Consider the following 15,338-nt stretch of genomic DNA (forward strand, 5'->3'; position numbering starts at 1 on the left):
CATCAGGCAGCATGTCGTTCATGTCCGTACTGACGCGCGACGAAGCGCAGACCCGTGCCCGGCTCCTCGACGTCCACCGCTACACGATCGAACTCGATCTGACCACCGGCGACGACACCTTCGGGTCCGTGACCGTCATCAGGTTCACCGCCCGCTCGGACGCGGACACCTTCCTCGAGCTCAAGCCCGCCGAACTGCGCTCCGCCACCCTCGACGGACAGCCCCTCGACCCCGCCGGCCTCCAGGGCAACCGCCTGCCCCTGGACAACCTCGCCGCGGGCGAGCACGAACTGCGCGTCGACGCCACCATGCGCTACTCCCGCACCGGCGAGGGCATGCACCGCTTCACCGACCCCACCGACGGCGAGACCTACCTCTACACCCAGCTGTTCATGGACGACGTGCAGCGCGTCTTCGCCGCCTTCGACCAACCCGACCTCAAGGCCGTCTTCGAGCTGACCGTCCAGGCCCCCGAAGGCTGGAGCGTCCTCGCCAACGGCGTCACCGACCACCTCGGCGAAGGCCGCTGGCGGGCCGCCCCCACCCCCCTCATCTCCACCTACCTCGTCGCCGTCGCCGCCGGCCCCTGGCACTCCGTACGCACCGAGCACCGCGGCCTGCCCTTCGGCATCCACTGCCGCCGCTCCCTCGCCCCCCACCTCGACGCCGACGCCGAGGAACTCCTCGACATCACCAAGCAGTGCTACGACCGCTACCACGAGAAGTTCGAGGAGCCCTACCCCTTCGACTCCTACGACCAGGCGTTCGTCCCCGAGTTCAACGCCGGCGCCATGGAGAACCCCGGCCTGGTCACCTTCCGCGACGACTTCGTCTACCGCTCCGCCGTCACCGACACCGAGCGGCAGACCCGCGCCATGGTCATCGCCCACGAGATGGCCCACATGTGGTTCGGCGACCTCGTCACCCTCCGCTGGTGGGACGACATCTGGCTGAACGAGTCCTTCGCCGAGTACATGGGCTACCAGACCCTCACCGAAGCCACCCGCTTCACCGGCACCTGGACCGAGTTCGGCGTCGCCCGCAAGGCCTGGGGCTACGAAGCCGACCAGCGCCCCTCCACCCACCCCGTCGCCCCCGAAGCCGTCGAGGACACCGCCTCCGCACTCCTCAACTTCGACGGCATCTCCTACGCCAAGGGCGCCTCCGCACTGCGCCAACTCGTCGCCTGGCTCGGCGAGAAGGACTTCCTGGCCGGCATCAACACCCACTTCGCCCGCCACCGCTTCGCCAACGCCACCCTCGCCGACTTCATCGACTCCCTCGCCGCCACCACCGACCGCGACGTCCACGCCTGGGCCGACGCCTGGCTGCGCACCACCGGAGTCGACACCCTCACCCCGGCCGTCACCGCCGACACCGACGGCACCCGCACCCTGACCGTCCGGCACACCGGCAGCCGCCCCCACCGCATCTCCGTCGGCCTCTACGACCACGACCACGGCGACGACCAGGGCTGCCTCACCCTGCGCGGACGCCTCGACCTCGACATCCCGCAGACCACCCCCCAGCCCATCGGCAAACGCCCCGCACTGCTGCTCCTCAACGACGGCGACCTCACCTACGCCAAGATCCGCTTCGACCCCGAGTCGTTCGAGACCGTCCGCGCCGGCCTGTCCGGCCTGCCCGACCCGCTCACCCGCGCGGTCGTCTGGAACGCCCTGCGCGACTGCGTACGCGACGGCGAACTCCCGCCCTCCGCCTACCTCGACACCGCGCACACCCACCTCCCGCGCGAGAACGACCTCGCCATCGTCCAAGGCGTCCTCGCCTTCGCCGCCGGCCAGATCGCCGACCGCTACCTCACCCCCGAGGACCGCCCCGCCGCCCTCGCCGCCCTCAGAAGCCTCTGCCGCGACCTCATCCGCCGCACCGAGGACGGCGACAGCCCCGGCCTGCGCCTGGTCGCCGTACGCCACTTCATCGACGCCGCCGCCCACCCGGACACCATCAGCGCCTGGCTCGCCGACGGAACCGTCCCCGGCGGCCCCGAACTCGACCCCGAACTGCGCTGGCGCATCCTCGCCCGGCTCGCCGTCCTCGGCGCGATCGACGACACCGCCATCGACGCCGAACTCCTCCAGGACCCCAGCGCCACCGGACAGGAAGGCGCCGCCCGCTGCCGCGCCGCCCTGCCCGACCCCCGCGCCAAACGCGCCGCCTGGGACGCGATGTTCGCCACCGACGACACCACCGACCTGTCGAACTACCTGTTCACCGCGACCGCCCAGGGCTTCTGGCAACCCGAACAGGCCGACCTCGTACGGGAGTACATCCCGCGCTACTACGAGGACGCCGTCGCCGTCGCCGCCCGCCGCGGCCCCGCCATCGCCGAGGCCGCGGGCCGCTGGGCGTTCCCCGCCGTCGCCGTCGACGCCGACACCCTCCGCCTGGGCGAGGAGTGCCTGCGCTACGCCGACCCCACCCCGGCCCTGCGCCGCAAACTCGTCGACCAGCTCGACGACCTCGCCCGGGCCCTGCGGGTCAGGCAGGCGTAACACCACCGACGCACCCCGGTACACCACCGGCGCACCACCGCCACATCACCCGGGCGGGCCCCACCGCACACACGGCGGGGCCCGCCCGGCCCCGTCCCGCCCCGACACGATTTCCCCACCGGGAGTACCCCCGGACGGGTTCCGATCGTTGGGCTCTTCGGACGCACCGCAGCATCCGCGCACAAGCCGATGCCCCCCTGCCCCGCGCCCCGGAGGAGCACCATGAGCACGCCGCCGCTCGCCTCAGGCCCCGAAGGACACCAAGCCCTGCGTCCGCTGCTCGACACCGTCCTGGACGCCCTGCGCGACGGCGGACGGGCCCGCGGCGGCCCCCTGCCAGCCGGCGGACCACCAGCGGTCGCCGCCCGCCTCACGGACGCCCTCGCAGACGTCCTGCCCGACCACGGCGACCCCGACGCCCTGCGCACCCTCGTACACGCCCTCGCCGAGGGCGCCGCCGACCCCGCCGACCCCCTGTGCGCCGCCCACCTGCACTGCCCGCCGCTCGCCGTCGCCACCGCCGCCGACCTCGCCGTCAGCGTCCTCAACCCCTCCCTCGACTCCTGGGACCAGGCACCCGCCGCCTCCGAACTCGAAGCCCGGGTCACCCGCGCACTCGCCCGCCTCGCCGGACTCACCGACGCCCTCGTCACCACCGGCGGCACCGAGGCCAACCAACTCGCCCTGCTCCTCGCCCGGGAGACCCACGGCGCCGGCCTGCGACTCGTCCACGCCGCAGGCGCCCACCACTCCCTGGCACGCGCCGCCTGGCTGCTCGGACTGCCCGACCCCGTCGTCGTCCCCGCCCCCGCAGGCACCCTCGACCCCGCAGCCCTCGACGAGGCCCTCACCGAACTCCACGGCCCCCTCCTCGTCGCCGCCACCGCCGGAACCACCGACGCCGGCCTCATCGACCCGCTGCCCGAGATCGCCGCCCGGTGCGCCGCCCACGACGCCCGGCTCCACATCGACGCCGCCTACGGCGGCGGCCTCCTCTTCAGCGACCGCCACCGCACCGCCCTCACCGGCCTCGACGCCGCCCACACCGTCACCCTCGACCTGCACAAACTCGGCTGGCAACCCGTCGCCGCCGGCCTCCTCGCCGTACGCGACCCCCACGACCTCACCGCACTGCACCAGCACGCCGACTACCTCAACGCCGACGACGACACCGAAGCAGGCCTCCCCGACCTGCTCGGACGCTCCCCCCGCACCACCCGCCGACCCGACATCCTCAAGATCGCCGTCACCCTCAAGACCCTCGGCCGAACCGGCCTCGGAGCCCTCGTCGACCAGGTCTGCGCCCACGCCGCCCACCTCGCCGAACTCCTCGACGCCCACCCCCGCTTCGAGCTCTACGACCGGCCCACCATCAGCACCGTCCTCTTCCGCCCCACCGACGCCACCGACGCCACCGTCGCCGACATCCGCCGACAACTGCTCCACCAGGGCCGCGCCGTCCTCGGCCGCGCCCACCTCGACGGCCGCCTCTGGCTCAAAGCCACCCTCCTCAACCCCCACACCCGACCCGACGACCTCACCGCACTCATCGACCTCGTGGAAGGAACCACCCCCAGATGACCCACCCCCCACGCCACGAGCCCGCAGCACCCCGCGACCTCGTCGGCATCGGCATCGGCCCCCTCAACCTCTCCCTCGCCGCCCTCGCCCACCCCCTGCCCGAACTCGACGCCGTCTTCTACGAACAACGCCCCGCCTTCGACTGGCACCCCGGCCTCCTCATCGACGGCGCCACCCTCCAGGTCCCCTTCCTCGCCGACCTCGTCACCCTCGCCGACCCCACCAGCCCCTGGACCTTCCTCAACTACCTCAAGACCCGCGAACGCCTCTTCCCCTTCTACTTCGCCGAACGCTTCCACATCCAGCGCGCCGAATACGACGCCTACTGCCGCTGGGCCGCCGACCACCTCCCCGGACTGCACTTCCGCCACCAGGTCGACAGCGTCCGCTGGAACCCCGCCCGCGACCTCTTCGAAGTCGACTACACCCGACTCGGCGACGACGGCACCGCCGCCGCCCCCGGCCGCACCCACGCCCACAACATCGTCCTCGGCATCGGCACCGAACCCCACGTACCCGAACCCCTCAGACCCCTCGCCGACGCCCCCGGCGTACCCGTCGTCCACGCCGCCGACTACCTCACCCACCGAGCGAGCCTCCTCGCCGCCGACCACATCACCGTCGTCGGCTCAGGACAGTCCGGCGCCGAGATCTTCCTCGACCAGCTACGCCACCGCGCACCCGGCCACGACCGCATCCACTGGATCGGCCGCACCGAGGCGTTCGCCCCCATGGAGTACTCCAAACTCGGCCTGGAGCACTTCACCCCCGACTACACCCGCTACTTCCACAGCCTCGACGAACCCACCCGCGACCGGCTCGTCACCAGCCAGTGGCAGCTCCACAAGGGCATCGACACCGCCACCATCGCCGCCATCCACGACGAGCTCTACCGCCGCACCCTCCACGGCGGCTGGCCCCACGCCGTCCTCACCCCCGGCGTCCGCGTCCGCACCGCAGGCCGCGTCGGCATCGGCATCACCCGGATCGAACTCCACCTGGAACACATCCAGCAGGGCAACCGCACCTGCCTCACCACCGACGCCGTCGTCCTCGCCACCGGCCACCGGCAACGCCCCCTGGAACCGATCCTCGCCGGGCTCGACCCCTACCTGCGCCGCGACAACCGCGAACGACCCCGCGTCGACGAAAACTTCCGCCTCGTCCTCGACCCGGCCGTCACCGGCCACGCCTACGTCCAGAACGCCGCACTGCACACCCACGGCGTCGGCACCCCCGACCTCGGACTCGCCGCCTGGCGCAGCGCCGCCATCCTCAACTCCCTCACCGGAAAAGAGACCTACCCCCTCCCGGCCCGCACCGCCTTCACCACCTTCGGACTCGAACCACACCCCCGCATCCCCCAGGCCCGCCGGTCCGAGACCCTCACCCACCTCGCCGAACACCGCTGACCCCACCACCGCCGAACCGGCCCGAAACACGACGACGGCGGCGCCCGAGAAGAACGCCGCCGTCGACCTACGACCACCCCGGAACACCCCCGGCGCCGCAAACCCCTGCCGTCAGAAGACCGGCGTGCCCTCACGGGTCAGCTTCCAGTCCACCGACGCGAAGTCCTTCGGATCCAGCACACCCTTCGCCGTCACCCACTCCGCGATCCGCGTCCGGATCTCCGTCGACTCCGACCACAGCTCCGGCGCCGACGCCACGAACGGGAACGCACCGCCACCATTGGCACGGTAGTTGTTCACCGCCAGCACGAACTGCTGCGCGTCGTCCAGCGCCGCACCGTTGTACGTCAGGTTCTTGATCCGCGAACCCGCAGGCTGCGCGATGTCGATGTCGTACACCAGACCCGACACATAGTCGTAGTTGTAGTCCGGCCGGCCGCCCGCGTTCGTCAGCGCCTCGACGTCGACCACGGCGCCCGCCGCCGTCTGCACGAAGTACTCCGCCGAGTACTCCAGGTACGCCCGCACCTGCGCACCCGTCAGCAACTTCGCGACCAGCGTGTTGTCGTACACGTACAGGCTCGACAGACCCCGGATCGTCACATCCCCGGCCGGTATCTCCGACGTCCGCGAGAACGGCGAAGCCTGCGCGATCACCGGCACCGACGCGTACGACGTACCCGCCAGCGCCGCCTTCACCACGTCCTCCTGGACCTTGGTGATCAGATCGATGATCGGCGCGTCCTTGTACCGGGCGTCGACCGTCGTCAACGTCTCGGTCGCCGTGCCGACCACCTGATTGACGTACGCCACGACCTTCGCGTGCTCGTCACCCAGCAGCTTCGTGATCTTCGGGTCGTCCGCGACCGTGTTCGAGTTCAGCAGCGACGCCGCCACCGACTCGACCTCCCACTTCCCCTTCGCGAACACCAGCTCGATGTCGAACAGGGTCAGCCGCTCCGCGTAGCACAGCGGCTCCGACAGCACGACCGTACGACCCGTCGCCTCGTTGACGACCTTCAGCTCCGGGACCTCCAGATGCGCGTGCCCCACCAGGATCGCGTCGATACCCGGCACCTGCCTGGCCACATTCGCGGCCGCGTTCTCCACGTACGGCAACTGGTCACCGTACGACGACGTACCCGAAGCACCCGAGTGCGCCGAGACGACCACCACGTCCGCACCCATCGACTTCAGCTTCGGCACCCACTTCGCCGCCTGCTCCTCCAGGCCCGGGAACGCCAACTTGCCCTGCACATAAGCCTTGTCCCAGATCGCGATACCCGGGTTCGTCAGACCCAGCACCGCCACCTTCACCGGCGGAGCACCCGGGACGTGGAACTCCTTGATGAAGTACGGCGGGAACGCCGGCTTCAGCGACTTCGCGTCCACCGCGTTCGCACCCAGCAACGGGAAACGCAGCTGGCTCTCGAACTTCCGCAGCGTCTCGATCCCGTAGTTGAACTCGTGGTTGCCCAGCGCCGCCGCGTCGTACCCGATCGCGTTCATCGCCTGCGCCATCGGGTGCACCGGACCACCCTTGGCGGTGATCGGGTCGACCTTCGCGTAGTAGTACGTCAACGGCGTGCCCTGGATCGTGTCACCCGCGTCCAGCAGCAGCGTGTTGCACCGGCCCCGCTCCGCACGGATCCTGTTCACCAGGGTCGAGATGCGCGCCAGGCCCATCGTGTTGCCCTTGGCGTCGGAGTACTCCCCGTCCTTGAAGTAGTCCCAGTTGAACACGTGACCGTGCAGATCGGTCGTGCCCATCACGGTCAACGCGTACCGCTTCGGCTGCCTGACCGGCTTCCCGGCCGGCTTCTTCGCCGCCGCCGACTCCGCGGCCGACTCCGCGGCCTGCGCCGCCGGAGCCGCCGCCGCGCCCCCGATCGCCACCCCCGCCCCGGTCACGGCGGACTTCTTCAGAAACTTCCGACGGTCCAACGGCATGTCTGGTTCTCCTCCAAGAACGGCCAACAACGCGCGTAGATTCTGACGCGCGTAGATTCTGACCCCTCCACGCCGGACCGCAACAGGTCCAACAGGTTGCGATCCGGTGACCTGAGCCATGACTTCCGCCCACGAAATCAGCCAACCAGTGACAGAGTTGGACGTATGGCCAACCCCCCGGACCCCGTCGGCCCCACCACCCCGGACCCACAACCCGCCGTCCCCTACGGCACCCCCGACGCACCGCGCATCGCCGTCCGCGGCGAAGCCCACCTCGAAGTCGACCCCGAGATCGCCTCCATCACCGTCACCGTCGGCGCACGCGGCAAGGACCGACGCACCGCCCTCGACGACCTCACCCGCCGCAACACAGCCGTCCTCGACCTCGTCAAGACCTACGGCAACGCCGTCGAACGCCTGGAGACCGGCGCCTTCTCCATCACCCCCGAACTCACCCGACACGGCCGCGGCGAACGCGTACGCACCTACCACGGAGCCGTCCGCACCACCGCCGAACTCACCGACTTCACCGCACTCGGCGAACTCGTCACCCGCCTCGCCGACCACGACCTCACCAGCGTCGACGGCCCCCGGTGGACCCTGCGCCCCGACTCACCCGCCCACCGCGAAGTCCGCCAGAAAGCCGTACGCGAAGCCGTCCAGCGCGCCCGCGAATACGCCGAAGCCCTCGGCAGCACACTCGACGCCCTCCTCGAACTCGCCGACATCGGCGCCGAGAACACCCAGCCCGCCCACCCCCGACCCCCAGCCGCCCGCATGCGCACCATGTCCTACGCCGGCGCCACCGAGGAAACCGCAGCCGCACCCCTCGACCTCGAACCCCAGCGCCAACACCTGCACGCCTCCGTCAACGCCCGCTTCACCATGCGACCACCCCGACTCTGACCCGATCACCTGCTCATCGGAGCACACCGCCGCCCATTCAACAGTTGTCAAGAGCCCTTCACGCAAGCGTTGTTGAGTAGACATCCGGCTCCTAAACCTCTACCGACCGGTAAGCCCTAGTCTCGAACCATGCGCCGAGCCAAAATCGTCTGCACCCTCGGGCCCGCCACCGACTCGTACGACCAGATCAAAGCCCTGGTCCAAGCCGGAATGGACGTCGCCCGCTTCAACCTCAGCCACGGCGGACACGCCGAACACGAGGAGCGATACCAGCGCGTACGCAGGGCCTCCGACGAGACCGGACGCAGCGTCGGCCTCCTCGCCGACCTTCAAGGCCCGAAGATCCGCCTCGGCCGGTTCACCGAAGGCCCCGTACTCCTTGAACGCGGCGACACCTTCACCATCACCGTCGAGGACGGCGCCCAAGGAGACCGCAACAGCTGCGGAACCACCTACCAGGGCCTCGCCGAAGACGTCACCACCGGCGAACGCATCCTCGTCGACGACGGCAAGGTCTGCCTCGAAGTCACCTCCGTCGACGGCCCCCGCGTCCACACCACCGTCGTCGAAGGCGGCCTCGTCTCCGACCACAAGGGCCTCAACCTCCCCGGCGTCGCCGTCTCCGTCCCCGCCCTCTCCAAGAAGGACGAGGCCGACCTGCGCTGGGCCCTGCACAACGGCTTCGACGTCATCGCCCTCTCCTTCGTCCGCAGCGGCAAGGACATCCTGGACGTCCACCGCATCATGGACGAGGAAGGCCACCGCCTCCCCGTCATCGCCAAGGTGGAGAAGCCCCAGGCCGTCGACAACATCGACGACATCGTCGCCGCCTTCGACGGCATCATGGTCGCCCGCGGCGACCTCGGCGTGGAAATGCCCCTGGAACAGGTCCCGATCGTCCAGAAGCGAGCCGTCAAACTCGCCAAGCGCAACGCCAAGCCGGTCATCGTCGCCACCCAGATGCTCGACTCCATGATCGACAACTCCCGCCCCACCCGCGCGGAGGCCAGCGACGTCGCCAACGCCGTCATCGACGGCACGGACGCCGTGATGCTCTCCGGCGAGACCAGCGTCGGCAAATACCCCATCGAGACCGTCCGCACCATGGCGAAGATCGTCGAAGCCGCCGAGGAGGACATCCTCGCGAAGGGCCTCCCGCCGCTGACCGACAGCAACAAACCCCGCACCCAGGGCGGCGCGGTCGCCCGAGCGGCCGCCGAGATCGGCGACTTCCTCGGCGCGAAGTTCCTGGTCGCCTTCACCCAGTCCGGCGACACCGCCCGCCGCCTCTCCCGCTACCGCTCCCCGATCCCCCTCCTCGCCTTCACCCCGGAACCGGCCACCCGCTCCCAACTGAACCTGAGCTGGGGCGTGGAGACGTTCCTCGGCCCCCGCGTCGACTCCACGGACGCGATGGTCGCCCAGGTCGACGAACTCCTGCTGCGCTACGGCCGCTGCCGGAAGGGCGACGTCGTGGTCATCACGGCCGGCTCCCCGCCCGGCGTCTCCGGCTCCACGAACCTGGTGAGGGTCCACCACGTGGGCGAGGACGACAGTCCCAAGTAGGTTGCGGGGCTCAGTACTTCGAACCCACGTGCAGGTCCATGAGGGCCACGGAGGCTTTGCGGGCTACGGAGATGTTGAACGGGTTTCCGCCCCGGGTGCAGTGCGTCCACTCGATGCCCAGTTTGTCGAGGGTGTCGGTGTAGAGCTGCCGGATGTCGTCGGAGACGTTGGCGAAGAAGTAGCGGGGGTATTCGTAGCGCTTGCGTTCCCCGGCGACCATGCGGGTCGTCCAGTTGGTGATGCGGCACCCGTCGGAGTGGATGAGCCCGCGGACGAAGTCCCAAGGGTGGACGTCGACGATCGCCTGCTGCCAGGCTTCGAGGGCGATGAGCCGTTCGTGCTTCTTGCCTGGGCCGTGCTGGGGGAACAGGCAGTGGAGGTGCTTCGAGTAGACCTTCACGTTGTGACAGCCCGTCCTGCGTACCCGGCAGACAGAGTTGTCGGGGAAGACCGTGCGCATGGCCCGCGCGCACTCGTCCATCAAGCCGGGCCATGAGTCGGCGCAGGTGATCATGAGGTTGGGCACGCGGTGCTCGGAGTAGTGGCTGATGTGGCCGTCACCGAGATAGAGGCCCAGCAGGTAACTGTATGCCGACTTGTCGAGCTCGCGACCGTCGCATAGCGGGCACTTGGGGTCGTGCTTGCCGGGACACTCGCCGCGTTTTGCTCGGTCCAGGTGCTTCCAGTAGCCGACCGTTCCCAGCGGAACATTGAGGCCTCGGGCCACGGTGGCGTTGCTCACGCCGTTGCGCAGGAGAGTGAGAGCCTTCTGTCGGACTTCAGTGCCGTGAAAGTTCATGCGAATACTCTGAGTCACCGCCTGCAGTCCAGTGCAGCAAAAAGCGGATGTTCACGAGAACGAGAACATCCGCTTTTTTAGGTGAACCTTGGAAGCGAAGGAAAAGTGCCCCAGGTGGGATTCGAACCCACACTGTCCGCTGTTTGAGAGCGGCCTCTCTAACCGATTGGAGTACTGGGGCCTTCGAAACAAAGGAGGATCACAACCCCTCGGAGCACCACCTTACCGCAGCTAGGTAGGCTCTTGTAAGCAGCACCCCGCCCCGAACAAGGAGCCCCCGTGACCGCCCCCGAGTCGCCCCAGCCCGTTGACGCGCCCGATGGCGAACAGTCGCACGTGCCTCCGCTGACGACCCGTGTCGTCATCGCCGAGGACGAGGCCCTGATCCGGCTCGACCTCAAAGAGATGCTGGAGGAGGAGGGCTACTCCGTCGTCGGTGAGGCGGGTGACGGCGAGCGGGCCGTCGAGCTCGCCCGCGAGCACCAGCCGGACCTGGTCATCCTCGATGTGAAGATGCCCAAGCTGGACGGTATCTCCGCCGCGGAGAAGATCGCCGAGGAGCGCATCGCGCCCGTGCTGATGCTGACCGCGTTCTCGCAGCGCGACCTCGTGGAGCGGGCCCGGGACGCCGGTGCGATGGCGTATCTGGTGAAGCCGTTCAGCAAGAGCGACGTCGTGCCGGCGATCGAGATGGCGGTGTCGCGTTTCACGGAGCTGAAGGAGCTGGAGCGGGAGGTCGCGGACCTCTCCCAGCGGCTGGAGACGCGCAAGCTGGTGGACCGGGCGAAGTCGGTGCTCCAGACCGAGTACGGGCTGAACGAGCCGGCCGCGTTCCGGTGGATCCAGAAGACGTCGATGGACCGGCGGATGTCGATGCAGCAGGTCGCCGAGGCCGTGATCGCGGATGCCGAGGAGAAGAAGGCCGCGAAGGGCTGAGCTCCACCGCCGCAGCAGCTACGACGAGGCCCGCGCCCCCTGGGAACAGGGGGCGCGGGCCTCGTCGTGCGGGGAGGACCGGGGCTCAGTCCTCGCCCAGGTACGCCTTGCGGACCGACTCGTCGTGCAGCAGGTCCCGGCCGGTGCCGGAGAGGACGATGTTGCCGACCTCCATGACGTGGCCGTGGTCGGCGAGCGAGAGGGCCGCCTGGGCGTTCTGCTCGATGAGCAGGATGGTCATGCCCTGGGACTTCAGCTCGGCGATGGTCGCCATGATCTTCTGCATCATGATCGGCGAGAGGCCCATGGAGGGCTCGTCGAGCATGAGCAGTTTGGGCTGGGACATGAGGGCGCGGCCCATGGCGAGCATCTGCTGCTCGCCGCCGGAGAGGGTGCCGGCGGCCTGCTTGCGACGTTCGCCCAGGATGGGGAAGAGGTCGTAGGCGCGCTGGATGTCCTTCTCGATGCCGGGCTTGTCGCTGCGCAGGAACGCGCCGAGGCGGAGGTTGTCCTCGATGGTCATGCGCGGGAAGATGTGCCGCCCCTCGGGGGAGTGGGCGAGTCCCAGGGAGACGACCTGGTGGGCGGGGATCTTCTTGAGCGATTTGCCGTTGAACTTGATCTGGCCGCCGACCGGCTTGAGGAGGCCGGAGAGGGTGCGCAGGGTGGTGGTCTTGCCGGCGCCGTTGGTGCCGATGAGGGTGACGACCTCGCCGGCCTCGACCTTGAACGAGATGCCCTTGACGGCTTCGATCTTGCCGTAGGCGACCCGGAGGTCCTCGACTTCGAGCAGTGCGGTCATCGGTCGTTCTCCTTGCCGGGCGCGGTGTCCGTCGTGTCGGCGTCCGCGGCGGTGTCTGCGTCCGTCGTGGTGGCGGCGGGTGCGTCGGCTTCGGCGTCGGCGGTTGCGGTGTCCTGGGCCTCGGTGTCCTCGGCCTCGGGGGTCTGCGCCTCGGGGGTTTCCGCCTCGGGCGCGGCCGTGGTCTCGGCCGCTGCGACCTCGGCGGCTTCGTCGGCGCCGGGGGCGCCTTCGAAGGGCTCTCCGAGGTAGGCGGCGACGACGCGCTCGTCGCCCTGCACGGTCGCGCTGTCGCCCTCGACGAGCTTCTCGCCCTGGACGAGGACGGCGACGCGGTCGCAGAGGTTGAAGATGAAGCGCATGTCGTGCTCGATGACGAGGATGGCGATGCCCATGTCGCGGATCGCGAAGACCAGTTCCTCGGTGGCGCGGGTCTCCTGCGGGTTCATGCCGGCGGTGGGCTCGTCGAGCAGGAGCAGGCCCGGGTCGCTGGCGAGGGCGCGGGCGATCTCCAGCTTGCGCTGCTCGCCGTAGGGGAGGTTGCGGGCCAGGTGTTCGGCCTTGTCGGCGAGGCCGACGAACTCCAGGAGTTCCATGGCGCGGGCGCGGGAGGCGGCTTCGGCCTTGTGGAATCCGGGGAGGCGCAGGACGGCCGACCAGAAACCTTCCTTCGTGCGGGTGTGGCGGCCGACCAGCACGTTCTCCAGGACCGTCATGTTGGCGAAGAGACGGATGTTCTGGAAGGTGCGTGCCACGCCGGCGGCGGTGACCTTGAAGGACTTGGGCGGCAGGACCGTGCCCTTGTAGCGGACTTCGCCCTCGGTGGGGATGTAGAGGCCCGTGAGGCAGTTGAAGAAGGTGGTCTTGCCGGCGCCGTTGGGGCCGATGAGGCCGACGATCTCGCCGCTGTTGACGGTGAGGTCGACGTTGCGGACGGCGGTGAGGCCGCCGAAGCGCATGGTGACGCCGCGGGCGTCGAGGACGGTCTCTCCGGTGGCGGGGGCGCCGGGGGTGGTGTCCTGGGTGGTGGTGTCGGTGGTCATGGTGGTCAGGCCCCTGCCTTGGTGAGGACGGTGGGCGCTTCCGCGTCTTCGTGGAACTCGAGCTGGCGGCGTCGGTTGGGGATGAGGCCCTCAGGACGGAAGCGCATCAGCAGGATGAGTGCGATGCCGAAGGCGAAGAGCTGGTAGTCGCCGAGGAACTGGAGCTTGTTGGGGATGAGGAAGAGCAGGGAGGCGCCGATGAGGGGGCCGCCGATGGTGCCCATGCCGCCGAGGACGACCGCGGCGAGCAGGAAGGCGGAGTTGGGCGGGATGGGGCCGGCGAACAGGTACTGCTCGGGGGTCACGGTGTAGGTGACGTGGGCCTGGACGGTGCCGGCGAGGCCGGCGAGGGAGGCGCCGACGGCGAAGGCGATGAGCTTGACGCGGAAGCCGTTGATGCCCATGGCGAGGGCGGCGGTCTCGTCCTCGCGGATGGCGACCCAGGCGCGGCCGATGCGGGAGTTGCCGCTGCGTCGGAAGACGAGCACGACGACGGCGGTGATGATCAGCATCAGGAAGAAGTAGTTGGCGAAGCGTCCGATGGCGAAGCCGGCGATGTCGTGGACGGCGCCGAAGTCGAACCCGAGGATCTCGAGGTTCGGGATGGACGAGATGCCGTTGGAGCCGTTGGTGACGTCGGGGCCGGAGGTGCCGTCGAGGTTGTTGGCGGTGATCCGGAAGATCTCTCCGAAGCCGAGGGTCACGATGGCGAGGTAGTCGCCGCGCAGTCGCAGGGTCGGGGCGCCGATGAGGACGCCGAAGACGAGCGAGGCTCCGGCGCCGACGAGGGCGGCGGCCCAGAACGGGAAGTGCACGTGGAACGGCGAGCTGGGGGAGCCGGAGACCATGGCCGCGGCGTAGGCGCCGACGCCGAGGAAGGCGACGTAGCCGAGGTCGAGGAGGCCGGCGAGGCCGACGACGATGTTCAGGCCGAGGGCGACGGTGGCGAAGATGAGGATGTAGACGCCGAGGGTCGCGTACTGGTCGTCGGTCTGGGTGAAGGGGAACGCGGCGGCGGCGACGAAGGCGCCGCAGACGGTGATGTTCTGGTGGCGGGCGGTGATCTGCGACGCCTGGGCGATCAGGCCGGACTTGTTGAGGGCGGCGAAGCCGAAGCCGGCGGTGATCAGGAAGCCGATGAACAGTTCGTCGTACTCGGTGCCGATGCCGTAGGTGAAGACCACGAGGGCGAGGGCGAGGACGGCGACGATGATCAGGATCTCGACGTACGAGGGGAGCGTGCCGACGGGGCGGGGCTTGCCGCCGGCGAACGCGGCCTTGACGGTGGTCCACCGGTGGGCGGCCTGGTGCTTGGAGTGCTCCCAGGCGGTGTCGTCGGGGTCGATCGGGTCGGCCTCGGGGTGCTCGAAGGGCAGGGCGAGGGCGCCGAGGAAGGCGGCCAGGCTGCCGACGGCGACGAGGTAGCCGCCGGGTTCGAGGTTGACGACGCCGCCGAGGTCGGAGCTGATCGCGATGACCGTGTACCAGGCGGTGGCGAAGGTGGCGAGGGCGGAGAACTTGATGGCGCCGTCGGCGCCGGCGGGGGTGAGCCAGCCCAGGCCCTTGACGCCGTAGGAGGCGAGGGCGAAGAGGGTGGTGAGGGCGCCGCCGATGAGGACGAGGACCTGGAGGCCGCCGGGGTAGCCGTAGACGGTGAGGTCGCCGGGGAAGGCGGAGGTCCAGGTCCAGGCGAGGAACGTGGAGATGACGGTGAGGACGGCGCCGCCGGTTGCCAGGGCGCGGCCGATCTGCGGCGGGATGCCGATGAGACCGGACGGCGCGGCGGCGGGGGTGCTGGTCTCGGGTGCGGTGGTCTGTGTGGTCATCGTT

The 15,338-nt window shown here is 69.7% G+C and carries 11 protein-coding genes and 1 tRNA gene; 6 read left to right on the plus strand and 6 right to left on the minus strand.

Annotation, left to right across the window (positions count from 1 at the left end):
- The first annotated feature begins 20 nt into the window (after window positions 1-20).
- From pepN to ACZ60B_RS08510, 3 genes are all read left to right on the plus strand, one after another.
- A complete protein-coding gene (gene pepN / locus ACZ60B_RS08500) occupies window positions 21-2,516 on the plus strand; it encodes an aminopeptidase N (RefSeq protein ID WP_469385257.1) in 2,496 nt (831 codons plus the stop codon).
- Window positions 2,517-2,738: 222 nt separating this feature from the next.
- Window positions 2,739-4,097: a pyridoxal phosphate-dependent decarboxylase family protein gene (locus ACZ60B_RS08505; protein WP_469385258.1), complete on the plus strand. Its 1,359-nt coding sequence runs from the start codon at window positions 2,739-2,741 to the stop codon at window positions 4,095-4,097.
- The gene (locus ACZ60B_RS08510) at window positions 4,094-5,509 is read left to right on the plus strand and encodes a lysine N(6)-hydroxylase/L-ornithine N(5)-oxygenase family protein (protein ID WP_469385259.1); all 1,416 of its coding nucleotides are present in this window, start codon (window positions 4,094-4,096) and stop codon (window positions 5,507-5,509) included. The genes ACZ60B_RS08505 and ACZ60B_RS08510 overlap by 4 nt, the downstream gene beginning before the upstream one ends.
- Window positions 5,510-5,620: 111 nt before the next feature.
- Here the strand turns inward: ACZ60B_RS08510 and ACZ60B_RS08515 are convergent, their stop codons facing one another.
- Window positions 5,621-7,459, minus strand: a complete 1,839-nt coding sequence (locus tag ACZ60B_RS08515) for a bifunctional metallophosphatase/5'-nucleotidase (protein WP_469385260.1) — start codon at window positions 7,457-7,459, stop codon at window positions 5,621-5,623.
- Window positions 7,460-7,624: 165 nt separating this feature from the next.
- Here ACZ60B_RS08515 and ACZ60B_RS08520 point away from each other — a divergent pair, with 165 nt between their 5' ends.
- Both ACZ60B_RS08520 and pyk read left to right on the plus strand, forming a co-directional pair.
- Entirely contained in the window at window positions 7,625-8,365 is a 741-nt protein-coding gene (locus ACZ60B_RS08520; RefSeq protein ID WP_469385261.1) for an SIMPL domain-containing protein, read from the plus strand.
- Between the two features lie 129 nt (window positions 8,366-8,494).
- Window positions 8,495-9,931, plus strand: coding sequence for a pyruvate kinase (gene pyk, locus ACZ60B_RS08525; RefSeq protein WP_469385262.1), 1,437 nt, complete (start codon window positions 8,495-8,497; stop codon window positions 9,929-9,931).
- A gap of 10 nt (window positions 9,932-9,941) precedes the next feature.
- On the opposite strand, the gene ACZ60B_RS08530 is transcribed toward pyk, so the two are convergent.
- Both ACZ60B_RS08530 and ACZ60B_RS08535 read right to left on the minus strand, forming a co-directional pair.
- The gene (locus ACZ60B_RS08530) at window positions 9,942-10,730 is read right to left on the minus strand and encodes a helix-turn-helix domain-containing protein (protein ID WP_469385263.1); all 789 of its coding nucleotides are present in this window, start codon (window positions 10,728-10,730) and stop codon (window positions 9,942-9,944) included.
- Between the two features lie 106 nt (window positions 10,731-10,836).
- Window positions 10,837-10,911, minus strand: a tRNA-Leu gene (locus tag ACZ60B_RS08535).
- Window positions 10,912-11,009: 98 nt separating this feature from the next.
- On the opposite strand from ACZ60B_RS08535, the gene ACZ60B_RS08540 reads away from it, so the two are divergent.
- The gene (locus tag ACZ60B_RS08540; RefSeq protein ID WP_469385264.1) at window positions 11,010-11,666 is read left to right on the plus strand and encodes an ANTAR domain-containing response regulator; all 657 of its coding nucleotides are present in this window, start codon (window positions 11,010-11,012) and stop codon (window positions 11,664-11,666) included.
- Window positions 11,667-11,751: 85 nt separating this feature from the next.
- Here the strand turns inward: ACZ60B_RS08540 and ACZ60B_RS08545 are convergent, their stop codons facing one another.
- Genes ACZ60B_RS08545 through ACZ60B_RS08555 form a run of 3 tightly spaced genes read right to left on the minus strand, consistent with a single transcriptional unit; the run spans window position 11,752 to window position 15,334 of the window.
- Complete coding sequence (locus ACZ60B_RS08545; RefSeq protein WP_351603047.1) at window positions 11,752-12,468, minus strand: ABC transporter ATP-binding protein; 717 nt, start codon at window positions 12,466-12,468, stop codon at window positions 11,752-11,754.
- Window positions 12,465-13,508 (minus strand): ABC transporter ATP-binding protein, encoded by a 1,044-nt coding sequence (locus tag ACZ60B_RS08550; protein WP_469385265.1) that lies wholly within the window; start codon window positions 13,506-13,508, stop codon window positions 12,465-12,467. Before ACZ60B_RS08550 ends, ACZ60B_RS08545 begins: the two co-directional genes overlap by 4 nt.
- A 5-nt stretch (window positions 13,509-13,513) precedes the next feature.
- Complete coding sequence (locus ACZ60B_RS08555; RefSeq protein ID WP_469385266.1) at window positions 13,514-15,334, minus strand: branched-chain amino acid ABC transporter permease; 1,821 nt, start codon at window positions 15,332-15,334, stop codon at window positions 13,514-13,516.
- Window positions 15,335-15,338 lie beyond the last annotated feature (4 nt).

Source organism: Streptomyces sp. NPDC104096 (assembly GCF_055584385.1).